22 protein-coding genes are annotated in these 22,091 nt (G+C 69.8%); 12 read left to right on the top strand and 10 right to left on the bottom strand.

The genetic code is table 11. The features are described 5' to 3' along the window. Positions 1-51 precede the first annotated feature (51 nt). Positions 52-771 (top strand): class I SAM-dependent DNA methyltransferase, encoded by a 720-nt coding sequence (locus ABD932_RS25295; protein WP_345015807.1) that lies wholly within the window; start codon positions 52-54, stop codon positions 769-771. 1 nt (position 772) lies between these two features. On the opposite strand, the gene ABD932_RS25290 is transcribed toward ABD932_RS25295, so the two are convergent. Next, positions 773-1,192, bottom strand: coding sequence for an ATP-binding protein (locus ABD932_RS25290; RefSeq protein WP_345015806.1), 420 nt, complete (start codon positions 1,190-1,192; stop codon positions 773-775). A 227-nt stretch (positions 1,193-1,419) separates the two neighbouring features. Between ABD932_RS25290 and ABD932_RS25285 the strand changes: the two genes are divergently transcribed. The 3 genes from ABD932_RS25285 to ABD932_RS25275 are packed head-to-tail and all read left to right on the top strand — an operon-like array spanning position 1,420 to position 2,670. Next, the gene (locus tag ABD932_RS25285; RefSeq protein WP_345015805.1) at positions 1,420-2,268 is read left to right on the top strand and encodes a helix-turn-helix domain-containing protein; all 849 of its coding nucleotides are present in this window, start codon (positions 1,420-1,422) and stop codon (positions 2,266-2,268) included. An 8-nt stretch (positions 2,269-2,276) separates the two neighbouring features. Further along, positions 2,277-2,468 carry a DUF397 domain-containing protein gene (locus tag ABD932_RS25280; protein ID WP_345015804.1) on the top strand — a complete coding sequence of 64 codons (192 nt, stop codon included), beginning with the start codon at positions 2,277-2,279 and terminating at the stop codon, positions 2,466-2,468. Between the two features lie 7 nt (positions 2,469-2,475). Continuing rightward, positions 2,476-2,670 (top strand): DUF397 domain-containing protein, encoded by a 195-nt coding sequence (locus tag ABD932_RS25275; RefSeq protein WP_345015803.1) that lies wholly within the window; start codon positions 2,476-2,478, stop codon positions 2,668-2,670. Here the strand turns inward: ABD932_RS25275 and ABD932_RS25270 are convergent. The 4 genes from ABD932_RS25270 to ABD932_RS25255 form a co-directional block, all read right to left on the bottom strand. Continuing rightward, entirely contained in the window at positions 2,657-3,727 is a 1,071-nt protein-coding gene (locus tag ABD932_RS25270; RefSeq protein ID WP_345016396.1) for a hypothetical protein, read from the bottom strand. The genes ABD932_RS25275 and ABD932_RS25270 overlap by 14 nt on opposite strands. Positions 3,728-3,863: 136 nt before the next feature. Continuing rightward, on the bottom strand, positions 3,864-4,802 hold the full coding sequence (locus tag ABD932_RS25265; protein ID WP_345015802.1) for an N-acetylneuraminate synthase family protein: 939 nt from the start codon (positions 4,800-4,802) through the stop codon (positions 3,864-3,866). Positions 4,803-4,815: 13 nt separating this feature from the next. Then, entirely contained in the window at positions 4,816-6,075 is a 1,260-nt protein-coding gene (locus ABD932_RS25260) for a cytidylyltransferase domain-containing protein (RefSeq protein ID WP_345015801.1), read from the bottom strand. Positions 6,076-6,140: 65 nt separating this feature from the next. Then, positions 6,141-7,454 carry a DUF6716 putative glycosyltransferase gene (locus ABD932_RS25255; RefSeq protein ID WP_345015800.1) on the bottom strand — a complete coding sequence of 438 codons (1,314 nt, stop codon included), beginning with the start codon at positions 7,452-7,454 and terminating at the stop codon, positions 6,141-6,143. 198 nt (positions 7,455-7,652) lie between these two features. Between ABD932_RS25255 and ABD932_RS25250 the strand changes: the two genes are divergently transcribed. From ABD932_RS25250 to ABD932_RS25240, 3 genes are all read left to right on the top strand, one after another. Further along, positions 7,653-8,633, top strand: a complete 981-nt coding sequence (locus tag ABD932_RS25250) for a glycosyltransferase family 2 protein (protein WP_345015799.1) — start codon at positions 7,653-7,655, stop codon at positions 8,631-8,633. Beyond that, a complete protein-coding gene (locus tag ABD932_RS25245; RefSeq protein WP_345015798.1) occupies positions 8,633-10,000 on the top strand; it encodes a polysialyltransferase family glycosyltransferase in 1,368 nt (455 codons plus the stop codon). Before ABD932_RS25250 ends, ABD932_RS25245 begins: the two co-directional genes overlap by 1 nt. 174 nt (positions 10,001-10,174) lie before the next feature. After that, positions 10,175-11,329 (top strand): acyltransferase family protein, encoded by a 1,155-nt coding sequence (locus ABD932_RS25240; protein ID WP_345015797.1) that lies wholly within the window; start codon positions 10,175-10,177, stop codon positions 11,327-11,329. 65 nt (positions 11,330-11,394) lie between these two features. Here the strand turns inward: ABD932_RS25240 and ABD932_RS25235 are convergent, their stop codons facing one another. Next, positions 11,395-12,738 carry an alpha-2,8-polysialyltransferase family protein gene (locus tag ABD932_RS25235; RefSeq protein ID WP_345015796.1) on the bottom strand — a complete coding sequence of 448 codons (1,344 nt, stop codon included), beginning with the start codon at positions 12,736-12,738 and terminating at the stop codon, positions 11,395-11,397. Further along, a complete protein-coding gene (locus tag ABD932_RS25230; RefSeq protein WP_345015795.1) occupies positions 12,735-13,721 on the bottom strand; it encodes a glycosyltransferase family 2 protein in 987 nt (328 codons plus the stop codon). The genes ABD932_RS25235 and ABD932_RS25230 overlap by 4 nt, the downstream gene beginning before the upstream one ends. A gap of 204 nt (positions 13,722-13,925) precedes the next feature. Here ABD932_RS25230 and ABD932_RS25225 point away from each other — a divergent pair, with 204 nt between their 5' ends. The 3 genes from ABD932_RS25225 (at position 13,926) to ABD932_RS25215 (ending at position 16,402) form a co-directional block, all read left to right on the top strand. After that, positions 13,926-14,903: a helix-turn-helix domain-containing protein gene (locus ABD932_RS25225; RefSeq protein WP_345015794.1), complete on the top strand. Its 978-nt coding sequence runs from the start codon at positions 13,926-13,928 to the stop codon at positions 14,901-14,903. Positions 14,904-14,916: 13 nt separating this feature from the next. Continuing rightward, positions 14,917-15,834, top strand: coding sequence for a helix-turn-helix domain-containing protein (locus ABD932_RS25220; protein ID WP_345015793.1), 918 nt, complete (start codon positions 14,917-14,919; stop codon positions 15,832-15,834). Between the two features lie 85 nt (positions 15,835-15,919). After that, positions 15,920-16,402: an RICIN domain-containing protein gene (locus ABD932_RS25215; protein ID WP_345015792.1), complete on the top strand. Its 483-nt coding sequence runs from the start codon at positions 15,920-15,922 to the stop codon at positions 16,400-16,402. Between the two features lie 10 nt (positions 16,403-16,412). Here the strand turns inward: ABD932_RS25215 and ABD932_RS25210 are convergent, their stop codons facing one another. Then, positions 16,413-17,063, bottom strand: coding sequence for a TetR/AcrR family transcriptional regulator (locus tag ABD932_RS25210; RefSeq protein ID WP_345015791.1), 651 nt, complete (start codon positions 17,061-17,063; stop codon positions 16,413-16,415). A gap of 73 nt (positions 17,064-17,136) precedes the next feature. Here ABD932_RS25210 and ABD932_RS25205 point away from each other — a divergent pair, with 73 nt between their 5' ends. Continuing rightward, positions 17,137-18,558, top strand: coding sequence for an FAD-dependent oxidoreductase (locus ABD932_RS25205; protein WP_345015790.1), 1,422 nt, complete (start codon positions 17,137-17,139; stop codon positions 18,556-18,558). 32 nt (positions 18,559-18,590) lie between these two features. Here the strand turns inward: ABD932_RS25205 and leuE are convergent, their stop codons facing one another. Continuing rightward, a complete protein-coding gene (leuE, locus tag ABD932_RS25200; RefSeq protein ID WP_345015789.1) occupies positions 18,591-19,238 on the bottom strand; it encodes a leucine efflux protein LeuE in 648 nt (215 codons plus the stop codon). A gap of 18 nt (positions 19,239-19,256) precedes the next feature. Further along, positions 19,257-20,837: an acyl-CoA mutase large subunit family protein gene (locus tag ABD932_RS25195; protein WP_345015788.1), complete on the bottom strand. Its 1,581-nt coding sequence runs from the start codon at positions 20,835-20,837 to the stop codon at positions 19,257-19,259. Between the two features lie 155 nt (positions 20,838-20,992). Here ABD932_RS25195 and ABD932_RS25190 point away from each other — a divergent pair, with 155 nt between their 5' ends. Further along, the gene (locus ABD932_RS25190) at positions 20,993-21,823 is read left to right on the top strand and encodes a L,D-transpeptidase family protein (RefSeq protein WP_345015787.1); all 831 of its coding nucleotides are present in this window, start codon (positions 20,993-20,995) and stop codon (positions 21,821-21,823) included. Positions 21,824-22,091 lie beyond the last annotated feature (268 nt).

Genomic DNA, 22,091 nt, shown 5'->3' with positions numbered 1-22,091 from the left:
GCCTGGCGAACTCTCGGACGGTTGTCCGCTCTCGCCACTAGGGTGCGCCTCGTGACCGCCGAGAACCCTCAGACCTCCCATTCCCCCCAGAGCCCCGCGCCCGCCGAGTACGCCGACTTCCTCGCCGCCACCCGTACCTCGTACGACGCCATCGCACCCGCCTACGCGGAGGCCTTCTCCGACTGGCCGGCCGACAGCCACCCCCTGGACCGCTCCCTGGTGGCCGCCTTCGCCGACCTCGCCCGCGACCACTCCCCCGCACCCGTCGCCGACCTCGGCAGCGGGCCCGGGTCCGTCACCGCCCACCTCCACGCCCTCGGCATACCGGTCTTCGGTGTCGATCTCTCACCGCGGATGGTGGCCCTGGCCCGCGATGCGCACCCTGACCTCCGGTTCCACGTAGGGTCCATGACCTCCCTGGACCTCCCGGACGAGACTCTGGGCGGGATCCTCGCGCTGTACTCGATCATCCACATCCCGACCGAGCACCTCGCCGCCACGTTCGCCGAGTTCCGCCGCGTCCTGGTCCCCGGCGGCCACGTACTCCTCGGGTTCCAGTCCGGCCGGCCCGACGACCACGACGAGGAACATCTCCACCTCGCCGAACGCTTCGGTCACGAGATCTCGCTCGACTACTACTGGCGCAGCCCGGAGGCGGTGGCCGCCCACCTCGGCAAGGCGGGCCTCCGGCTTCAGGCCCGCGTCCAGCGCGAACCGGTCGGCGAAGAGAAGTACGCGCGCGGGTTCGTCCTGGCCCGCAAGCAGCCGTGACCTACGTGGCCAGTTCGCACCAGACGTACTTGCCCCGGTTGCCGTGCCGGGACAGTGGCTGCCATCCCCACAGGTCGGCGCAGGCCCGGACGAGGGCGAGGCCGCGCCCGTCCTCCTCCAGCTCGGCAAGCTGCTCCAACGCCCCCGGCGGCTCAGGCGGTTCGGGATCGGCATCCCAGGCCCCGATCCGCAGTACGCCCGCCGCCCAGCGCACCCTCAGAGCGGCGGGCCCCTTCGTGTGGCGTACGGCGTTGGAGATCAGCTCTGTCGCGAGTAGTTCAGCGACGTCGACGAGGTTGATCAGGCCGTGCATGGTGAGGATCAGGCGGAGGGTGCGGCGGCTTACGGTGACGGCGCGTACGTCGTTCGGGATGTAGAGGGAGTACTCCCAGGGCTCGGACTCCGGCTCGGTTTCGGGCATACGTCAACTCCTGTTCGGTGGAGTGGGGTTGCGGTCGGGGGGCGGTGGCAGTGCCGCAGCCGTCATGGCAGGACGGAGTGGTGCGCTTCCGGGGATCCCGGCGTTCCGCAGAGTGTGCGTCGCGTCACCGACGGTAGGGCCACAATTTGGGACCACGCAAGTCGTTGCCGTAATCTGCCCCTCGAACGAGGTGCTGCTCCACAGCAGTTGGGCGCAAGGAGGAAGACATGGCGCGCAGGAAACAGCCCACCGCACGCCAGGAGCGTCTAGGTTCTGAACTGCGCAAACTGCGTGAGACCGCAGGGCTCAAGGGACGCGAAGCCGCTGCGCTGCTCGGCACGGACTCGGCTCAGTTGAGTCAGATCGAGTTCGGCACAGCGGGCGTGAGTGAGGAACGCGTACGACGTCTTGTCGCCCACTACGCGTGCACGGACACCGAGTTGATCGAGGCGCTGGTGGCCATGGCGACCGACCGGACACGCGGCTGGTGGGAGGAGTACCGGGGGCACCTACCTACGTCGTTCCTGGATCTGTCCGAGCTGGAACACCACGCAAGCTACCGATGGGACGTGGACTTCCTGCACGTCCCAGGCCTTCTTCAGACAGAGGTTTACGCACGCGCTCTCTTCTCCTATATGAACCCGTTCCCTGAGATCGAGATGGAGCGCTGGGTGGAGCACCGGATGAAGCGGAAGGTCATTATCGAGCGTCCCAACCCCATCCCATACGAGACCGTGATCCACGAAGGGGCGCTGCGCATCAGGGTAGGAGACCGTGCCGCAGCACGGGCTCAGCTAGCCCGCATCCTGGAACTCTCCGAAGCAGGCCACATCACCGTGCGCGTCATCCCCTTCGACCTGGACCGCTTTGCCGGGGCCGGAAGCGCCATGGTGTACGCGGGCGGCCCCGTCGCCAAACTCGACACCGTGGTACGCGACGGGCCCCATGGCACTATCTTCGTCGACGCCGAAGCTCAACTCGACCGCTTTCGAACGCTCTTCCGTAAAGTAGAAGCAGTGTCACTCGAACCCGAGCGTTCACGTGACTTCATCCACAGGCTGGCGAAGGAGCTGTGAGGCATACCATGACCACCCCCGACAACTGGCGGAAGTCCTCGTACTCCGGCGGCGGCGAGGGCAACGCCTGTGTGGAGGTTGCACACCTCCACGCTCACATAGCCATCCGCGACTCCAAAGCCCCAGCCAGGGCAACCCTCACCGTCCCGAACGGAATCTTCAGCCCCTTCATCGAAGCCCTGAAGGCAGAAGAGCTGTAAGGCATCCATGACAACGCCCGACAACTGGCGAAAGTCGTCCTACTCCGGCAGTGGCGACGGCAACGCCTGCGTAGAAGTCTCAGCCCGCCGCACCCACATAGCCATCCGCGACTCAAAGGCCCCGGCCTACGGAATCCTCACCGTCCCAGCCGAAGCCTTCGCCCCCTTCATCGAGGCCCTGAAGTCGCTCACACGGCCGTAACCGCCGACAGCCGGTGCACGTCCCGCGCTGTCCCGGTGACCCCCGACAAAAACCCCTGCGCCCGAGGCGACGCGTTCTCCGTCAGCCAAGCCGGGTCGATGTCGCACACGGCCACCCGCACCTCCGTGCCGGACAGCGCCAGCGGCAACGTGTGCACGACCGTCGACGGGAAGCTCAGGATCGTACGGCCGATGGGCCCGCGCCGCGCGATCAGCTCCAGCGGGAGATCCGGCCGTACGACCTCCAGGCCCGTCTCGACCGCCAGCCGGTGCAGCTTCTCCGCGCTCTCCCTGCGATGGGCGAAGTAGCGGGTGGCCCCGTGCGTCTTGGCGAGGGAGCTGACGGCCTCCAGGTAACGGTCGCCGTCCACCACGCCCGTCTCCACCAGCGACGTGCCGACCATGTCCGCGCCCTTGGTGATGCGGGGCGGGCCGAAGCGGTCGCGGGTCCAGGCGAAGGTGTTGGCGGTGACCGTCACGCCGTCCGGCGTCTCCTCCATCGGCATCGAGGAGAAGATCTCGACCCTGCGGTGGGCGCTCGGCGTCAGGCGCTTGCGGGCCGCCGACGACACCGGGGCGAAGACCAGGTCGCGGGGGCCGGGGCGGCCGCCCTTGCGGTGCCAGCGCACCAGGCGCTCACCGCGGGCGAGTTGGGCGACGAACTCCATCGTGGCCGTGCCGTCGTCGACCACGACCAGGTCGCGGGCCTTGGTGATGGTCAGCAGGAGTTGTACGTAGCGGGAGAAGGGATCGCCCAGGACTATCCGGTCGGCACGGCGGAGCAGGCCCGCCAGGCCGCCGATGGTCTGGAAGGGGGCCGCCGCGCCGCCCCGCGCCTCCTCCCAGCGGACCTCGTGCCCGTCGTCGCGCGCGAGCTCGGCCATCCGGCGCAGTTGGCCGCGGGACATGGGGTCGATCGGGGACAGGACGACGAGGGTGAGCCCCGCGCCGAGGGTGTCCGCGTGGGCGTGCGCCCACTCCAGCACGTTCAGGAGCTGTACCGGGCTCTCGACGAAGGCGAGAGTGCGGGGGCCGGTGTTCCCGGCTCGGTGGCTCATCGACGTACGACCGTCCCGTCGTAAGGCGCTCATGCGGCGCTCGTATTCAGAAGTCGCTCAGAAGTCGCTCAAACTGGCTCCGAGTCCGAGCGCTCGCACTGGCAGCACTCGGACCCGGAACTCAGCAAGATCTGTCTCAGACCGAGACCGGCTCGCCCGCCGCCGCGGCGATCTCCGCCTCGGCGACCACACCGGCGACGCGGCGCAGCTTCTTCATCGGGCCGAGCTCGGAGTCGTAGACCTTCTTGACGCCGTCACCGAGGGACGCCTCGATGGTGCGGATGTCGCGGACGAGGCGCGTGAGGCCCTGCGGCTCGACCGAGGCGGCCTGGTCCGAACCCCACATCGCGCGGTCCAGGGTGATGTGACGCTCGACGAAGACGGCGCCGAGAGCGACCGCGGCCAGCGTGGTCTGCAGGCCCGTCTCGTGGCCGGAGTAGCCGATCGGGACGTTCGGGAACTCCTTCTCCAGCGTGTTGATCGCGCGGAGGTTGAGCTCCTCGGCCTTCGCGGGGTACGTCGAGGTGGCGTGGCACATCAGGATGTTGTCCGAGCCCAGGACCTCGACCGCGTGACGGATCTGCTTCGGCGTCGACATGCCGGTGGAGAGGATGACCGCGCGACCCGTGGCGCGCAGGGCGCGCAGCAGCTCGTCGTCCGTCAGGGAGGCCGAGGCGACCTTGTGGGCGGGGACGTCGAACTTCTCCAGGAAGGCGACGGCCTCGGTGTCCCACGGGGAGGCGAACCAGTCGATGTTCTTGCTCTTGCAGTACTCGTCGATCTGGCGGTACTCGTCCTCACCGAACTCCACGCGGTGGCGGTAGTCGATGTAGGTCATCCGGCCCCAGGGGGTGTCGCGCTCGATGTCCCACTGGTCGCGCGGGGTGCAGATCTCGGGGGTGCGCTTCTGGAACTTGACGGCGTCACAGCCGGCCTCGGCGGCCACGTCGATGAGCTTGAAGGCGTTCTCCAGCTCACCGTTGTGGTTGATGCCGATCTCGCCGCAGATGTAGACGGGCTTGCCCGGGCCGACCTCACGCGAACCGAACGAGCGCAGACGGGAGTAGGTGCTCATGGCAGAGATGTCCTTACTTGCTGAGGGAGTCGAGAGAGGGGCCGAGGATCCAGCTGGCGATCTCTCGGATCGCGCCGTCGCCACCGGGGGTGGCGGTGACCGCGCGTGCGGCGCCGCGCACGACGTCGTGGGCGCTCGCGACCGCCACGGGCCAGCCCACGAGGGCGAAGCACGGGAGGTCGTTGACGTCGTTGCCGACGTAGAGCACGCGCTCAGGCGCGATGCCCTGCTCCTCGCACCACTGCTTCAGTGCGAGGTCTTTCCGGTCGATGCCGTGCAGCACGGGGATCTTCAACTTCCGTGCGCGCGCGGCGACTACCGGGTTCTGCTCCGTGGACAGGATCAGCATCTTCAGCCCGCTCTTGCGCAGGGCCGCGATGCCGAGTCCGTCTCCGCGGTGCACGGAGACGAACTCCTTTCCATCGGCATCGATCAGCACCCGGTCGTCTGTCTGGGTGCCGTCGAAGTCCAGTACGACCGCGTCGATGTCGTCCGTGGTCGGGAGGGCGCCGGGCCGGTCCGCGTCGAACAGCGGAGCCAGCGCGCGGGCGCGGGCCAGGTCGTGGGGATCGTCGATCTCCAGGACCCGGGCGGGGTCGGTGCGCACCAGTTCGGTGCGGCCGAAGAAGCGGTGCTTGTGCTCGCGGAAGCCGCCGGCGGCCATCGCGTAGGCGGCGCCGGTCTCCAGGAAGTCCTGGGGGCGGTCCTGGCGGCGCGGGCGGAAGGACTTGTCGTGGTTGACGCCGTAGCCGCCGGTGGTGGCCGCGCGCTCGGACTCCGCGGCGGTCGCGTCGTCGTCGCCGTGGCGCCACACGAAGCCGTGGAAGGGCGCGACGGTCAGGGCGGTGTCGGCGCCGTTCGCGACGATCGCCTTGACGACACCGTCGAGGTCCTCGCGGATGATGAACGGGCTGGTGCACTGCACCAGGAGGACCACATCCACCGGGGCGCCGTGCAGCGCCTCGTGGGCGTCCATGGCGTGCAGTACGGCCGCCTCGGACGTGGCGGTGTCGCCGGCGATGGCGGCGGGGCGCAGCACGACCTCGGCGCCGGCCTGCCGGGCGGCGGCCGCGATGCCCTGGTCGTCGGTGGAGACGACGACGTCCGTGACGAGTCTGGAGGCCCGGCACTCGCGCACCGCCCGCGCCACCAGCGGTACCCCGCCGACGGGCATCAGGTTCTTCGCGGGCACGCCCTTGGAGCCGCCGCGCGCGGGGATCACGGCGAGCACGCGGGGCACCGAAGTGCCTTGGTCTGCTTCCGAGTTGGACATGGGCTCCACTCCTTGGGCTCCTTGCAGAGGCTTCGGGGCGCGTCCCGGCGCCCCGGTCGGGTCGCTCACAGCTCCCCCATCCGCCGGATGACCGGGGCCACGCGCTGCACGCCGTGCCGGTAGGCGCCGCGGGCCGCCCGGCGCACTATCTGGCGGACCGGGCCGGGCTCCTTGTCATGGGCGGGGGCGCCGGGCAGCGGGCTGCCGTCCGGGCCGAGGTGGTGGCGGGCGAGGATGCCGGGCAGATAGCCGGGCGCGGTGGCCGGCGTGTAGTACGGCGTGAGGGCGGGCAGTCCGCCGGGCCGCTCCAGCAGCTTGGCGATGCGCTCGCGGGCCGGGTCGAAGGCGGTGGCGTACGAGCCGTCGGCGCAGACGCCCTGCCGGGACACCCACTCCTCGTCGGGCGTCGGGCTGTGCCCCTCGTCCAGCTGGTCCCAGGAGGCGAGGCAGCCGGATCCCACGAAGTGGTGGTTGCCGAGCGTCTCGCGCACGCCGAGGTCGGTGAGGACGACGGTGGGGACACGGCGGTGCAGCGACTCCAGTGCCGCCGTGGAGCTGATCGTGACCAGCAGGTCGGTGCGGTCGAGGACCTCGCCCATGTTCCCGTAGACCAGCTTGAAGTTGGCCGGCGGGTCGAGCGGCTGGACCAGCTTCTGGTACGGCAACTCCTCGATGTGGGTGGTGTGTTCACCCGGCTTGGAGCGCAGCTTGAGCAGCACCTCGCGCTCGGGGTGCTTGCGGGCGTGCTGGATCAGGCGGTTCAGCAGGTACGTACGGTCCTTGCGGCTGTCCGGCACGGAGGGCTGGGCGGCGAAGACGACCGTGTACGGGTCGTGCTCACCGGTGTAGGGCTCCCCGCCGAGGAACGGCAGCGCGACCTCGGTCACCGACGTGGCGTCGGCGCCGACCCCCTCGTACACCGCGCGGAATCGCTCGGCGTCCTGGCGGGAGTTGGCGAGGACGAGGTCCGCGCCGTGCCGCAGCAGCAGACCGTCGGCGAGCTTCTCGTAGACGACGCCGACATAGCCGGTGACGACGACGGGCCGCTCCGTACGCCCTTCCCAGACCCGCTTCAGGCCGTGCAGCATGGCCTGCACGCCGCCGCCGACGAGGGAGAGGACCAGGACGTCGTACGACTCCTGCGCCATGATGCGCAGGAACTCGACGGCGGTCACCTCACGGAGGGAGTCGGCGTGGACGCCGACTTCCTGGAGTTGGCGCGCGGTGGGGGTGGCCCGGCCACGCAGGAGGAATCCGTCCAGACGGATGTCCGAATTCTCCGGAGTTATGCGGTTCGCGGTGAGCGCGCCCCACTTCCACCGGGTGTCGGAATCCGCGAGTACGGCCACTCGCCGGGTCTTAGTCGCACTTGCTGGCACGTCGAAGACGCTAGGAAGCCATTTCGAGGTTCTGCCCAACCCGAATGCAACAAACGGTTAACAGCACATCGACGAACGGCGAATCGGGGCCCGAAGCCGTTGAAAAAAAGCCTGGTTCACGGCATCGCCACGCGTCGTTCACCTGACATCAAGCTCCGGGTAAAGACGGGTGCCGGACCGCCCCCTAACGTCCTTCGCGTGGTCAAGCTCTCCGTCATCGTGCCGTTCTACAACGTGCAGCAATACGCGCCAGACACCCTGAAGAGCCTGCGTGCGAACACACGCGAGGACTTCGAGTTCATCCTCGTCGACGACTGCTCGACGGACGGGACACCGGACATCCTCGCGCGCGCGGAGCGCGAGCTGCCGGGAGCGGTGGTCGTCAGACACGAGCAGAACGGAGGGCTGGCCACCGCGCGCAACACGGGCATCGACAAGGCGCGCGGCGAGTACCTGACGTTCCTGGACGGCGACGACTGGCTGGCGCCCGGCTACTTCCCGCAACTCCTCGCCGCGATCGAGGAGTTGGGCTGCGACTTCGTCCGCACCGACCATGTGCAGTGCACCGGGCGGGCGCGCAGCATCCACCGGGTGCCGCACGGCCGGCGCTGGACGGTGATGAACCCGCGCGAGGCGATCCTGCCCGCCGACCGGTCGACGTCCGTGGACTACGCGTACGCCTGGGCGGGCATCTACCACCGCCGCCTGGTCGACCGCGGGATCCTGCACTTCACCCACGGGCTGCGCACCGCCGAGGACCGGCCGTGGATCTGGAAGCTGCACCGGGAGGCGGAATCCTTCGCCGCGGTGGGGCTGCTCGGTGTCTACTACCGGCGCGGAGTGGCGTCCTCGCTCACCCAGATCGGTGACGTACGACAGCTGGATTTCATTCGTGCGTTCGACCAGGTAATCGAGGAAACGGCGGCTGACCCCGAGGCCGATAAGCTGCTTCCGAAAGCCGTGCGCACTTATTGCGCGATCATGGCTCATCATCTCGGACAAATCGAGAGGTTCGAACCCGCCGTGGCTCGAAAACTGCGCTCGATGAGCGCCGCCGCCCTGAAAAGAATGCCGCAGGACGTGCTCGCGGAGGTAATGGACTCGATGGACGCGCAGCGCGCGGCCCGGCTGCGGCGGGTGCGCCGCAGGGCGGTCGGGACCCGGACGGTGGCCGCCTGATGCCGCGCACCACCCAGATCTTCTGCGCCTCGACGCTGTACGGCGCCGCGACGCTGGCCGCCGCCCTGGACGCCGGGCTCTTCGAACCGGCCGACCGCCGGCTGCTGCTGGTCACCAACAACGCGACCAACCCGGAGACCACCCCGTCCGTCGACGCGATGCCGGGCTTCGACCGGCTGCGTGAGCGCTTCGACGAGGTGCTGTCCTGGAACGAGACCATCTCCCCGTTCCACCCGAGCGGTTGGTCGCCCCGCGCGGACGACGTCCCCATGTGGGAGCGGTACGTACGGCTGCTGTGGCACCTCGGCGACGACGAGATCCAGCTGGCCGTCGAGTCCGTCCAGGTCAACCCGGCCCTCGCGCTGTGCCAGCTGTTCACCGGCGCTCCCGTCGACGTCTACGCGGACGGCCTCATAAGCTATGGCCCCACGCGCGACAAGATCGACCCGCTGGTCGGCACCCGTATCGGCCGCCTGCTGCACCTCGATCTCGTCCCGGGCCTCACCCCGCTGCTGCTCACCGAGTTCGGTGTCCCGTCCGAGCTGGTGCCGTCGGAGGCGTTCCTGAAGGTGCTCGGTGAACTCTCCGAGGCGGAGAGCGAGTTGCCCGCGGTCGCGGCGGACGACACCGAGGGCCGGCCGGCCCTGCTGCTCGGCCAGTACCTCTCCGCGCTCGGCATCCTCACCGACGCCGAGGAGGAGGACCTGCACCTGCGCATGGTGCGCGGCGCCGTCGCGCTCGGCCACCGCAGCCTCGTGTTCAAGCCGCACCCCGTCGCGCCGGCCCGCTGGACGAAGCTGCTGGAGGACGAGGCGAGCAAACTGGGCGCCGAACTCACCCTCCTGGACCGGCCCGTCCTCGCCGAGGTGGCCTTCCAGCGGCTGCGGCCCGCACTGGTCGTCGGCTGCTTCTCGACCGGGCTGTTCACCGCCGCCGGTCTGTACGGCGTCCCGGTCGCGCGGGTCGGCACCGACACCCTGCTGGCCCACCTCGCGCCGTACCAGAACAGCAACCGTGTGCCGCTGACCATCGTCGACGCGCTGCTGCCGGACATCGCCGACACCGCCGCGGTGAACGCCTGGGCGATGCCCACGCGCGAGCGGGTGGACGAACTGGCCGCGCTGCTGGGGGCGGTCGGCTTCGCGATGCAGCCCAAGATCTACCCGGGGCTGCGCGGCGCCGCCGAGGCCTACCTCGCCAAGCACCTCAACCCGCACACCTGGCGCTACTTCAAGCGCAAGCGCCTGACCTCGCTGGCCCTGCCCGGCGCCGTACCCGCCCAGCTCTCCTTCATCCCGCGGAACGCGACCGTACGCCGACTGGCGCGCCGGGCGCGGGCGTTGAAGCAGGGGGCCGGCCGAAAGTAATTAGAAACAAGGGGTGGTTGTTCATCCGTGTGACACCTTTGCGCTCCCTGAGCGTCAGCCGTCACTCACCTTTCACCCGTCCGAGGGACTTAGCGTTCGGTCGTCGTATTAAACGGCAACAGCCGTCACGTACGACCGAACGCACCTCGAGACTCCCAGTGGAAGGGCCCCAGGATGAGCGCGGCTGACCAGGCCACGGCACCGCCGGCAGCACCGGCGCCGCCGGCACCCCGGCTGAACCAGGTCCTCGCCGAGCGGCCTCCCGTCCGGCCCCGGGGAGCGAGCCGGCTGCGCGCCCTGGACGGTCTGCGGCTCATGGCGGCCCTGATGGTCTGCATGTACCACTTCACCGGCAAGAACGGCGAGGTCGCCGCCTCCTGGGACCAGTCCCCCGGCGCCATGTTCCCGACGCTGTCGCAGCTGTCCACCTACGGCAGCCTGGGCGTGCAGTTCTTCTTCGTCATCAGCGGGTTCGTGATCTGCATGAGCAGCTGGGGCCGCAGCCTCGGCGACTTCTTCCGCTCCCGGATCTCCCGCCTCTACCCGGCGTACTGGGTGGCCATCGTCATGGTCACCGGCGCCGCGGTGCTGCTGCCGGTGGTCGTCCACCCGGTCCGGCCGGACGAGCTCCTGGTCAACCTCACGATGATGCAGCAGCCGCTCGGCGTGCCGCGGGTCCTGGGTGTGTGCTGGACGCTCTGGGTGGAGCTGAAGTTCTACGTCCTCTTCGCGCTGTTCGTGATCTGGAAGGGCGTCACCTACAAGCGGGTGGTCACCTTCTGCATCCTGTGGACGCTGGCCTCCGCCTTCGCCCGGGTCGCCGACAATCCGCTGACGGACGAGCTGGTGATGCGCGACCACGCGCCGTTCTTCATCGGCGGCCTCGCGCTGTACCTGATCCACCGCTTCGGCAGCGATCTGCTGCTGTGGGGGATCGTCGGCATGTCCTTCCTGCTGGGCCAGCGCTACTCGGTCACGGCGCTGTGGCACCCGGGGGCGCAGGGCGACTTCCATCGCTCCCCGTACGTCATCCAGGCCATCGTCTTCCTCGCCTTCGCCGCCGTCGCGGTGGTCGCGCTGGGCTGGATGAGCTGGGCCAACTGGCGCTGGCTGACGGTGGCGGGGGCGCTGACGTACCCCTTCTACCTGATCCACGAGCACCTGGGCTGGTTCTTCATCCGGGTGCTGCACCGGGGGCTCGGGCTGGGTTCCTATGCCACGCTCGCGCTGTCGGTGCTGAGCCTGCTGGGGCTGGCGTATCTGATGCACCGGTTCGTGGAGAAGCCGTTCGGGCCGCGGCTGAAGAGGGCGTTGCCTGCGGTGCGGTAGCGCAAAAAGGCGGTTGGGGCGCCCTCCTGAGGGGGGCGCCCCAACCGCCTTTCAGGCAAGGGACGTTACTTGCGCGTCGTCTGCCGCAGCTGCCGCACGGCCTTCCGCACCGCCGGGTGCCTGCGCAGCGCCTCCGCGCGGACCGGGCTGCCGCCCGGCAGGCGCAGGCTGGTGAGGCGGCGGCGCTTGAAGTAGCCCTGGTACTGGGCCAGGTTGGCGGCGAGCCAGGTGGTCACCTCGTCGCGCAGGGCGTGGTGCTTGCGGGACTGCATGCAGTAGCCGACGCTGCGCACCAGCGGGGCCAACTCCTCGGCCATCCCGGTGAGTTCGAGCGGGGAGCCGAGTTCGGCGTGCTCCGCGTCGGGCAGGGCCGCGTCGATGATGGTCAGCGGGATGCGGTTGCTGTTCTCGTACGGGGTGATGCGTTCGAGGAGCAGGTCCGTGCCGACGCGGGCGACCGGGATGCCGTAGAAGGCGGCGGCGGTCATCAGGGCCGTCGAGAAGCAGCCGATGACGAGCTTCGGCTTCAGGAAGGCGAAGACGGTCTCGGCGAGGACCGGCTCGTTCAACACCGTGAGGTTGACGCCCAGTTCCGCCGCGACCGCTTCCAGGGACTCGTTGAAGACGGCCGGCGCGCTCGGGTGCGGCTTGAACAGCACGTCCTGGTGGCCGGCCCGGGCGGCGGCGCGCAGGAAGCGGATGTGGAGCTGCTCCTCCTCGTCCTGGGTGATCAGGTCGATGGCCGAGAGGTACTGGCCGAGGAGGACGGCGGTGGGCGGGGCGTCGGCCGGGAGGCGCTCGGCGAGGATGCCGGCGCCGGACTCGCCGATCTGCGCGAGGACGTCGACGATCGCGTCGTTCGGCACGGCCTCGGGCGTGACGCCGTACTCGGAAAGGAGCATGGGCGTAAGGCCCGGCACCAGGTCGAGGTGCAGGACGCGCTTGATCCGGCTGCTCATGCCGTGCGGGATGCGGTTGCGGGTGGGGCCGTAGCTCATCAGGCCGTCCGCGTACACATGGATCGGGCTGTCCGCGAAGATGTCCGCGACCGCGCGGGAGGGGTTGGCCTGGATGGACTCACAGGCGATCTCGACGGGCTCGTCGCCCAGGTTCCAGGCGAGGCGTACGGCCTTCTCCCACAGCAGGGTGTCCTGGCCCCGGGGCGACCAGCCGGCCGGGTGGTGCGGGGAGATGAACTCGTTCCAGGAGCGCACCTCGTCGAACTCGGGGCGCAGCTTCTCGAAGCCGGCCATCCGGTCCAGCGGGGTGCCGACCTCGGGGATGGCGGCGGTGTTGCTGACGACGAGGATGCGGCGGACGCCCTCGCGCGGGCCGAACTGGCCGGCCCGTATGGCGGCGGTGACGGTCGCGGCCGCGTACTGCGTGGCCGAGAAGAAGATCTGGATCATGCCGCCACTCCCTTCATGCCACCCCGTATCCGGCGCAGCATGTACACGCGCTCCTCGCCCATCCCGACGAGGGCCTCTTCCAGCTCGTCCTCCGACATCCTGCCCAGCGCCTCGGCGGCCATCTGCTTGAGCCTGGCGGCGATGCTGCGTTCGAACCGGCCCCGGCTGAGCAGCTGGTGGGCGATGACCACGCAGTAGTTGCGCAGCGCCTTCTTGCGCAGGCGGCCCACCTCGGGGTCCTCGGCGAGTTCGGCGAGGACGAGGTCGAAGGAGCGGAAGAAGTCCAGCTGACGGACGTCACCGATCTGCGTGAGCGAGCTGGCCACACCCCGGCGGTAGAAGACGCCGCGCAGGCTGGCGACGGCGTAGGAGTCGGCCCTGCGGTGCAGGTCCCAGATCCAGGGGCGGTCCTCGGCGGTCTTCAGTCCGTCGTGGAAGCGCAGCATGCCCTTGTCGAGGAGGCGGCGGTGGTAGACGCCGGCCCAGGCGTACGGGTAGTCGACCATGGTCGTGTCGTCGACCGGGAGGATCGAGGAGCGCGGGTCGAGGGGGGTGTGGCGGCGGCCCTCGGGTGCCCGGTGCACGGCGCGTTCGATGCCCGTCACCTGGACGTGGTCGGTGCGTACGAAATCGACGTCGAACCGCTCGATGGCGTCCACCAGATCCGCGAGATAGCCCGGCGCCAGCCAGTCGTCGCCGTCGAGGAAGGTGAGGTAGCGGCCTTCCGAGGCGTCGATCCCGGTGTTGCGCGCGGTGGCCAGTCCACCGTTCTCCTCGTGCCGTATCACCCTGCTGTTCTTGAGTCTCTTCGTCAGCGTCAGCAGCGCTTCGTACGTCTTGTCCTTGGTGGACCTGTCCTCGACGAAGATGAACTCGAAGTCGTCCCGTTCGTTGTTGACCAGGCTGGTCACGGTCTCGGGGACGTACGACTCGATGTTGTAGCAGGGGACGATCACGGACAGTGTCGGGGGGCGGTTGGTCACGCGTACACCTGGGCTCTCTCCGGGGCGGATCCCTGCGACCGTAGGAGATGTTCGACGCCGGATCTCAACCCCCTGCCAACTACCAGGTGAACGAAAGGTAACCGGACGGCGCCCCCTTTTCCGCGGCCACCCGGCCGCCATCCGAAGCGCTTATGATCCCCGCTCGGGTGTTCGATACGACTCGATGGAACCCGGGGGGAATGTGTGCACACGACCGTTTTCCACAGCGCGGAGCTGCCGCAGACCGAGCGACTGGCCCGCTTCGACGACTTCCTGCTCCACAGCGACCACCCGATGCGGATCACGGCCCCGGACCCGGGGCCTTTCGAGGCCACGGCCCGGGCACTCGATCTCGGCCCGGTGAACATCGTGGAGCTGACCTGCTCGCCGTCCCTGGTGCGGCGCACCCCGGCGATGATCAGGGCGGCGGACCCCGAGCTGTGCTCGATGGTGTTCCCGCGGCGCGGGGCCTTGGTGGTGACCCAGGCCGGGCGCGAGGCCCTGCTGGGCGAGCGTGACTTCGCGCTCTACGACAGCTCGCGGCCGTTCAGCGTACGGATGGCCGGCCGGGGACCGGTAACGCTGGTGCGCGCGCATGTGCCCCGTGCCCTGCTGCCGCTGTCCGCCCGCCACACCGACCGGCTGCTCGGGACCCGGTTACCCGGCCAGGAGGGCATGGGTGCGCTGCTCACCACCTTCCTCGGCGACCTGGCCGCCGACCGGGTCCGCCGCACGACCGCCGACATCGACCGGCTGAGCACGGTGACCCTGGACCTGCTGGCCGCCACGCTCGCCCACCACCTGGACACCGGCCCACGGCTGCCGGACGAGTCCCGGCGAAGAACCCTGCTGGCGAGCGTCGAGGCATTCGTCCAGGAGCACCTGTCCGACCCGGACCTCTCACCCCGGGACATCGCCGCCGCCCTCCACATCTCCGTCAGCTATCTGCACCGCCTCTTCAGGAGCCGGGACACCACCGTCACCGAGCTGATCCGCGGCCTGCGCCTGGAGCGGGCCCGAAGTGCGCTCACCGACCCCCGCCTGCGGGACGTGCCGGTGCACCGCATCGCGGCCGACTGCGGATTCCGGGAGCACGCGGCCTTCACGCGTGCTTTCAACGCCGCGTACGGCATGCCGCCGCGGGACTGGCGCCGCCAGGCTCCCCGAGTACCTCGTGGTTGAGGGCCAGGACACCGTGGGAGGGCTCAACCGGGCGTACGGGCGACACGGCATCTCCATCCGGCAACACGTACGGCTCGTCGAGTTCGGGGCGGCCTCGGTGTGGTCCGTGACCTGCCCGCCGCTGTTCTCACGGGCCCTCGCACCGGTCCGGCGGGCGGCCGATCGCCAGTTCCACCTGGTCCTGCTTCTGGAGGGCGAGGCGGCGATCGTCCACGGCGGGCGCGAGACGCCCCTGGGCGCGGGCGACTTCTACTTCGACGACCACTTACGACCGCTGCAGCTGCGCGCCGGCCCGATCCGGGCAGTCGGCATCGGGATCCCCGAGGCGCTGCTCCCCCTGTCCCCGGAGGAGGCGGACCGGATGCCGGGCCGCCGGATCGCGGGCGGTGCGGGTGCGGGCGCCCTTCTGGCCCGGCTGCTCACCCAGCTGACCGAGGACACCGGCACGTTCCAGCCCTCGGACGGACCGCGCCTGGGAACGGTCCTGGGCACCATGGTGGCCACCCTGCTGTCCTCCCACTCCCCCGACACCGACCCCTGCGCCCCGCCCAAACAGCCGGATCGGCCGGATCCGCCGGGGCGGACGCTGACCCCACGCATCAGGGCGTTCATCCAACGCAGGCTGTCCGACCTTGAGTTGACCCCGCGTGCCGTCGCCGCCGCGCACGGCATCTCCCTCAGCTATCTGCACCGCCTCTTCGCGGAGGAGAGCGAGACCGTCGCCGCGTACATCCGCCGCCGACGCCTCGAACGCGCCCGTTTCGACCTCGCCGACCCCGCCGAGGCGGCCACGCCGGTCCATGCCATCGCCGCCCGCTGGGGCTTCGCCCGGGCCGACGACTTCGCCCGGGCCTTCCGGGCGGCGTACGGCATCGCGCCGACGGACTTCCGGCGGCACGCCGGTGTCCGGAGTGGACGGATTGCCACATGAGTGTGCTCTGAGCGCCAACGCCTCAACTGCCGCAGCCAGCAATGCTGTTGCTCGGTTCACTTCCCGCTCCTGAGAGAGGTTTGTAGTGAAGAAGCTGCGACTCGCCACCATCACCGCGCTCAGCACGCTGGCTGTGGGCGCGGGCATGATCCTCCCGTCGTCCGCGCAGGCGGCGCCCACATACTGGCAGTTCCAGAACGAGCGGTTCGGCACCTGTCTGACCGGCGGAGCCGGGTCCGCGTTCGCGACGAGCTGCAACGGGGGCGACCGCCAGGACTGGGACTGGGTGGGCAGCGGCACCTGGAAGCAACTCAAGAACCGGGAGACCGGCCTCTGTCTGATGACCGACAACAAGACGGACGTCAACGCCGTCTGGACGAGTACCTGCAACAGCGGCGAGAACGGCCAGCTGTTCTACTACACGGCCGACCTCAAGAGGCTCCAGGGCCTGCTGGGCAGCGGGAGCGAGTCGATCCTGAGGACGAGCGACGTCAGGGACGCCGTCTACTCCACGGACGCCGGCCAGGTCGCCGCCTCCTACTACCGGTGGACGGGCACCCACACCTGATCCGCGAGCCTCACCTGACCCCGTACCGCGCCCCGATCCCGGCGATCACCACCGCCAGCCCCTCTTCGAAGTGCCGGTCGTAGTCAGCGAAGATCTCCGCGCCCGCCTGAGCCGACAAGGGAAAGTCGGCCATCAGGCGGGCGCGTTCGGCTACGTCGTACCCCTCGCGGCGCTCCCCCGCCACGGGCTCGACGCCCTGCTCCTCGGTGACGAAGCCGAGGGTGTAGAAGTACGTCGTCGAGGTCGCGCGGACCGCATCGGCGAGGGTGAAACCGGCGGCCGTGAAGAGGCGCAGGTTGTCCTCCATCTGCTCGGCGTGCTCGATGCCGGTGAAGCGTGAGCCGCTGAAGACCTTCGCGCCGTCGCGGTAGCCGAGCAGCGCCGTGCGCAGCCCTCGGTTGGACCTGAGGAGCCGCTCCTGCCAGGTGTCGTCGGGGTCGAGGGGGGTCCCGGCGATCATCCGGCGGTACATCTCGGTCGCCATCTCGTCGAGCAGCGCCTGCTTGTCCTTGAAGTGCCAGTAGAGGGCCGGCGCCTTGACGTCGAGTTCCTTGGCGATGGCGCGCAGCGTCAGGCCGTCCAGGCCGACCTCGTTCAGCAGCTTGAGGGCGGTGTCGGCGACCCGGGTGCGGTCGAGGGGGGCGCGGCGTTCCGTGTTCACGCTTGACAGCTTAACGGCGTTAAGGGCACTCTCGTAGCCATCAGAACTTAACAACGTTAAGGAGGATCGCCCGATGCATCCCATACACACCGATCACACCGATATCGATGTCCTGATCGTCGGCGCCGGCCCGACCGGCCTCGCCCTCGGTGTCGACCTGGCCCGGCGCGGGGTGGACGCGCTGGTCGTGGAGCGGGCCGAGGCCCTGTTCCCGGGTTCCCGTGGCAAGGGCATCCAGCCGCGCACCCTGGAGGTCTTCGACGACCTGGGCGTGCTGGACGCGATCCGCGCGGCCGGCGGCAGCTACCCGGTCGGCATGATCTGGCAGGACGGCAGGCGGGTCGGCGAGCACCAGATGTTCGACCCGGCGGAGGCGACGGAGGACTCGCCGTACACCGAGCCGTGGATGGTGCCGCAGTGGCGGACCCAGGAGATCCTCTTCGCGCGGCTGACCGAGCTGGGCGGCCGGGTCGCCTTCGGCCGAGAGGCCGTCGGCATCACCCAGGACGAGGACGGGGTGACGGTCGGCTTCGCGGCCGGCGAGAGCGTCCGCGCACGGTATGTCGTCGCGGCCGACGGGGGCCGTTCGGCGGTACGGCGGTGTCTCGGCATCGGCATGACCGGGGAGCCGGTCGATCCGCACCCGATGCTGGTCGCGGACGTGCGGCTGACCGGCCTGGACCGCGACCACTGGCACGTCTTCCCGCCGCGCGACGACACCGACGGCTTCATGGCGATCTGCCCGCTCGCGGGCACGGAGGACTTCCAGATCGCCGCCCGGTTCCCGGAGGGCACCGCGGTGGACCTGTCCCTGGACGGCGTCCGCAAGACGGTCGCCGCGCGCTCCCACCTGGACGCCGACGCCGTGACCGAGGTCCGCTGGGCCTCGGACTTCCGCCCCCGGGCGGCCCTGGCGGACCGGTTCCGGGAGGGGCGGGTGTTCCTCGCCGGGGACGCGGCGCATGTCCACTCACCGGCCGGGGGCCAGGGGCTGAACACCAGCGTCCAGGACGCGTACAACTTGGGCTGGAAGCTGGGGGCGGTGCTACGAGGAGGGGCTGAACCCACTCTGCTTGCCACCTACGAGGAGGAGCGACGCTCCATCGCCGCCGACATGCTCGGCCTGTCGACCGCCGTCCACCGCGGCGAGGTCCGACGCGGCGAGGCGACCCGACAACTCGGCCTGGGCTATCGCGAGTCGACGCTCACGCAGGAGACGCGGTCGGCTCCGGGTCCGGTACGAGCGGGCGACCGCGCACCTGACGGGATGCTGGGCGACATGCGGCTCTTCGACGCGTTCCGGGGGCCGCACTGGACGCTGGTGGCGGTGGGGGTTGAGGCGCCGGAGGTGCCGGAGGCGGTACGGGTGGTCCAGGGCCGGATACAGGAGTCGTACGGCGCGGGCCTGTTCCTCGTCCGACCGGACGGCTACGTGGGTTGGGCAGGCGAAACCAGCGGTGACCTATCGGACTACATGGAGCGAATCGCCCCTTAGGGGCGCGGGGCCGTATTCAATGTGCGGCCGCATCAAGCACTGGCCAAGGACAACTTCACCGCAAACCCGAGAAACAACGCCCCCGCAGCCGAAGTAGCCCCCGCCGACAGCCGCTTACGCCGCCGGAAGGCGCCCGCCAGCTTCGTCCCGCTGAATATCAGCGCAGTGAGATACAGGAAGCTCGCGAGCTGCGCGAACGTCCCGAGGACGACGAACGACAGCGCCGGATAGGCGTACCCGGGGTCGACGAACTGCACGAAGAAGGCGATGAAGAACAGGATCGCCTTGGGGTTGAGGAGGCTGATGACGAAGGCCCGGCGGTAGGGCCGCTCGTCGGTGACGGTGTCGGGCGTGACGTCGGCGGCCGTCTCCCGCCGAGCCCGCCACATCCCCCAGGCCGCCCGCAGCATCCCGATCGCCAGCCACGTCAGATACCCGGCCCCGGCGTACTTCACGATCCCGAACAGCACGGCGTTGGCCTGCAACAGGGACGCGACCCCGGCCGCCGACAGCGTCATCAGCACGGTGTCCCCGCACCAGACCCCGGCCGCCGCGGTGTACCCGGCACGCACCCCGCGCCGGGCGGCGACGGACAGGACGTACAGGGAGTTGGGGCCGGGAAGCAGGACGATCAGGACGAGTCCCGCCAGATAGGTGGGAAGGTCGATGACACCGAACATGCACAGGAGTGTCGCACGCTAGAACGCGTCCGCCGGAACGTACGTCCCCCACACCTCCCGCAGGGCGTTGCACACCTCGCCGACCGTGGCACGGGCCCGCAGCGCGTCCTTCATCGGGTACAGGACGTTGTCCGCACCCTCGGCGGCCTTCTTCAGGGCGCCCAGGGCCGCGTCCACCGCCTGCTGGTCGCGCCCGGCACGGAGCCCCGCCAGCCGCTCCGCCTGCTGGGCCTCGATCGCCGGGTCGACCCGCAACGGCTCGTACGGCTCCTCCTCGTCCAGCTGGAAGCGGTTGACGCCGACCACGACCCGCTCGCCGGAGTCGGTCTCCTGGGCGATCCGGTACGCGCTGCGCTCGATCTCGTTCTTCTGGAAGCCGTGCTCGATGGCGGACACCGCGCCGCCGAGGTCCTCGACCTTCCGCATCAGCTCGACCGCCGCCGACTCGACGTCGTCCGTCATCCTCTCGATGACGTAGGAGCCGGCGAAGGGGTCGACCGTGGCGGTCACATCCGTCTCGTACGCCAGCACCTGCTGGGTGCGCAGCGCCAGCCGCGCGCTCTTGTCCGTGGGGAGCGCGATCGCCTCGTCGAAGGAGTTGGTGTGCAGGGACTGCGTGCCGCCGAGCACCGCCGCCAGGCCCTGCACCGCGACCCGGACCAGGTTCACCTCCGGCTGCTGGGCGGTCAGCTGCACACCGGCCGTCTGCGTGTGGAAGCGCAGCATCAGCGACTTGGGGTTCCGCGCGCCGAACTCCTCCCGCATCACCCGGGCCCAGATCCTGCGTGCCGCGCGGAACTTGGCGACCTCCTCCAGGATCGTCGTACGGGCCACGAAGAAGAAGGAGAGGCGGGGCGCGAAGTCGTCGACGTCCATGCCCGCCGCCACCGCCGTTCGGACGTACTCGATGCCGTCAGCGAGGGTGAAGGCGATCTCCTGCGCGGGCGACGCGCCCGCTTCCGCCATGTGGTAGCCGGAGATCGAGATCGTGTTCCACTTCGGGATCTCGGCCCGGCAGTACTTGAAGATGTCGGCGATCAGCCGCAGCGACGGCTTCGGCGGGAAGATGTACGTCCCGCGCGCGATGTACTCCTTCAGCACGTCGTTCTGGATGGTGCCGGTGAGCCGGTCGGCGCTCACGCCCTGCTCCTCCGCGACCAGCTGGTAGAGGAGCAGCAGCAGGGCCGCGGGGGCATTGATCGTCATCGACGTCGACACCTTGTCCAGCGGGATCCCGCCGAACAGCACCCGCATGTCGTCGATCGAGTCGATCGCCACGCCCACCTTGCCGACCTCGCCGTGCGCGATCGGCGCGTCGGAGTCGTGGCCCATCTGGGTGGGCAGGTCGAAGGCGACCGACAGGCCCATCGTGCCGTGCGCGATCAGGTCGCGATAGCGGGCGTTGGACTCCGTCGCCGTGCCGAAGCCGGCGTACTGGCGCATCGTCCAGGGGCGGCCGGTGTACATCGTGGGGTAGACGCCGCGGGTGAAGGGGTACGAACCGGGCTCGCCCAGCTTCTCCGAGGCGTCCCAGCCGGTCAGCGCGTCCGGCCCGTAGACCGGCTCGATGGGCAGTCCGGACTCCGACTCACGCGTCATGGTGGGTGCCTCCGCGGTGGTGTGCTTGTTGCCCGCCTGATGTGCCCTCGCCCTTCCCACCATGCCCCCTGGTTCGCAACCGGTCACGCGCGGGGAACATCTCAGGTGATGTCCGGGCGGTCGGCGGTCGCCGCGATGAGACGACGGGGGTCGGGATGCGTACCAAGGGCATGCGGAGATCGGGTTCGGCACTCGCCTCGGGCGCCGTGCTGGCGGTGCTGTGCGGGTGCACCGTGCAGGCCTCGGGCGAGGAGCAGCGCTCACCCGTGCGGATAGAGCTGCCGAGCGGCACGCCGTCCCCGAAGTCCGCCCCGCCCGACGACAAGCCGAGCGCCACGCCCACGCCCGAGGCACCCGCCGTGCTGTGGCAGCGGGGCGACGAGGGCCGTGACGTACGTGAGCTGCAGGCCCGCCTGCGGCAGGTCGCCTGGCTCTTCGACGGGCCGACCGGGACGTACGACGAGCTCACCGAGCAGGCGGTCCGGGGCTTCCAGGGGAAGCGGGGGCTGCCGAAGACGGGGAGGACGGACGAGGTCACCTGGCAGCGGCTGCTGAAGATGACGCGCGAGCCCGGCAAGTGGGACCTGTACCTGATGGGCGGGCAGCCGGCCGATGCGCCGGACGGGCGGTGCCTGACCGGCCGGGTGCTATGCATCAGCAAGTCGAGCCGGACGCTGCGCTGGATGATCGACGGGCGGTCGGTCCTGACGGTGCCGGTGCGGTTCGGGTCGCAGTACACACCGACACGGGAAGGTGTGTTCAGCGTCTACTGGAAGTCCCGGCACCATGTGTCGACGCTCTATGACTCGCCGATGCCGTACGCGATGTTCTTCAGCGGCGGCCAGGCGGTGCACTACTCGTCCGACTTCGCGGCCACGGGTTACGCCGGGGCCTCGCACGGCTGCGTCAACGTGGCGGACGAGCGGGCCATCGCGGAGATGTTCGCCCAGGTGAGGACCGGGGACAAGGTCGTCGTCCACTGGTGAGGCACGCGAGCCTCGCGGGATGAGTGGGAAGTGGGGCGCGGGCGGGACCGGGGGAACGTGTCCCGCCCGCGCCGATGCACGAGCCGCAGGTACGGGGGGAACCCCGGCTCTGTGCGACGGCCGATGACCAGTCGGCTCACTCTCTTCAGCGCCACCACGTCCGAAAACGTCACTCCCCGCGCCAAGAATTTCTCCGGGAATTTCCCCGGGGCGCAAAACCGCAGGTCAGCGGCGTGTGACAGGAGTGGCGAGGCGTCGGGTCCGGTCA

The organism is Streptomyces shaanxiensis, assembly GCF_039537145.1.
In the GTDB taxonomy this organism is placed as follows: Bacteria; Actinomycetota; Actinomycetes; order Streptomycetales; family Streptomycetaceae; genus Streptomyces; species Streptomyces shaanxiensis.
Note: the sequence above shows the minus strand (reverse complement) of the source record. Positions and strands in the feature narration are given on the sequence as shown.

What these genes read in the sequence shown, in the direction of transcription:
- ABD932_RS25190 (WP_345015787.1), top strand. Translation starts at nt 20,993, where the DNA reads ATGCGTACCAAGGGCATGCGGAGATCGGGTTCGGCACTCGCCTCGGGC.
- ABD932_RS25290 (WP_345015806.1), bottom strand. Translation starts at nt 1,192, where the DNA reads ATGCCCGAAACCGAGCCGGAGTCCGAGCCCTGGGAGTACTCCCTCTAC.
- ABD932_RS25285 (WP_345015805.1), top strand. Translation starts at nt 1,420, where the DNA reads ATGGCGCGCAGGAAACAGCCCACCGCACGCCAGGAGCGTCTAGGTTCT.
- ABD932_RS25235 (WP_345015796.1), bottom strand. Translation starts at nt 12,738, where the DNA reads ATGATCCAGATCTTCTTCTCGGCCACGCAGTACGCGGCCGCGACCGTC.
- ABD932_RS25275 (WP_345015803.1), top strand. Translation starts at nt 2,476, where the DNA reads ATGACAACGCCCGACAACTGGCGAAAGTCGTCCTACTCCGGCAGTGGC.
- ABD932_RS25260 (WP_345015801.1), bottom strand. Translation starts at nt 6,075, where the DNA reads ATGTCCAACTCGGAAGCAGACCAAGGCACTTCGGTGCCCCGCGTGCTC.
- ABD932_RS25205 (WP_345015790.1), top strand. Translation starts at nt 17,137, where the DNA reads ATGCATCCCATACACACCGATCACACCGATATCGATGTCCTGATCGTC.
- ABD932_RS25280 (WP_345015804.1), top strand. Translation starts at nt 2,277, where the DNA reads ATGACCACCCCCGACAACTGGCGGAAGTCCTCGTACTCCGGCGGCGGC.
- ABD932_RS25265 (WP_345015802.1), bottom strand. Translation starts at nt 4,802, where the DNA reads ATGAGCACCTACTCCCGTCTGCGCTCGTTCGGTTCGCGTGAGGTCGGC.
- leuE (WP_345015789.1), bottom strand. Translation starts at nt 19,238, where the DNA reads ATGTTCGGTGTCATCGACCTTCCCACCTATCTGGCGGGACTCGTCCTG.
- ABD932_RS25240 (WP_345015797.1), top strand. Translation starts at nt 10,175, where the DNA reads ATGAGCGCGGCTGACCAGGCCACGGCACCGCCGGCAGCACCGGCGCCG.
- ABD932_RS25245 (WP_345015798.1), top strand. Translation starts at nt 8,633, where the DNA reads ATGCCGCGCACCACCCAGATCTTCTGCGCCTCGACGCTGTACGGCGCC.
- ABD932_RS25270 (WP_345016396.1), bottom strand. Translation starts at nt 3,727, where the DNA reads ATGAGCCACCGAGCCGGGAACACCGGCCCCCGCACTCTCGCCTTCGTC.
- ABD932_RS25195 (WP_345015788.1), bottom strand. Translation starts at nt 20,837, where the DNA reads ATGACGCGTGAGTCGGAGTCCGGACTGCCCATCGAGCCGGTCTACGGG.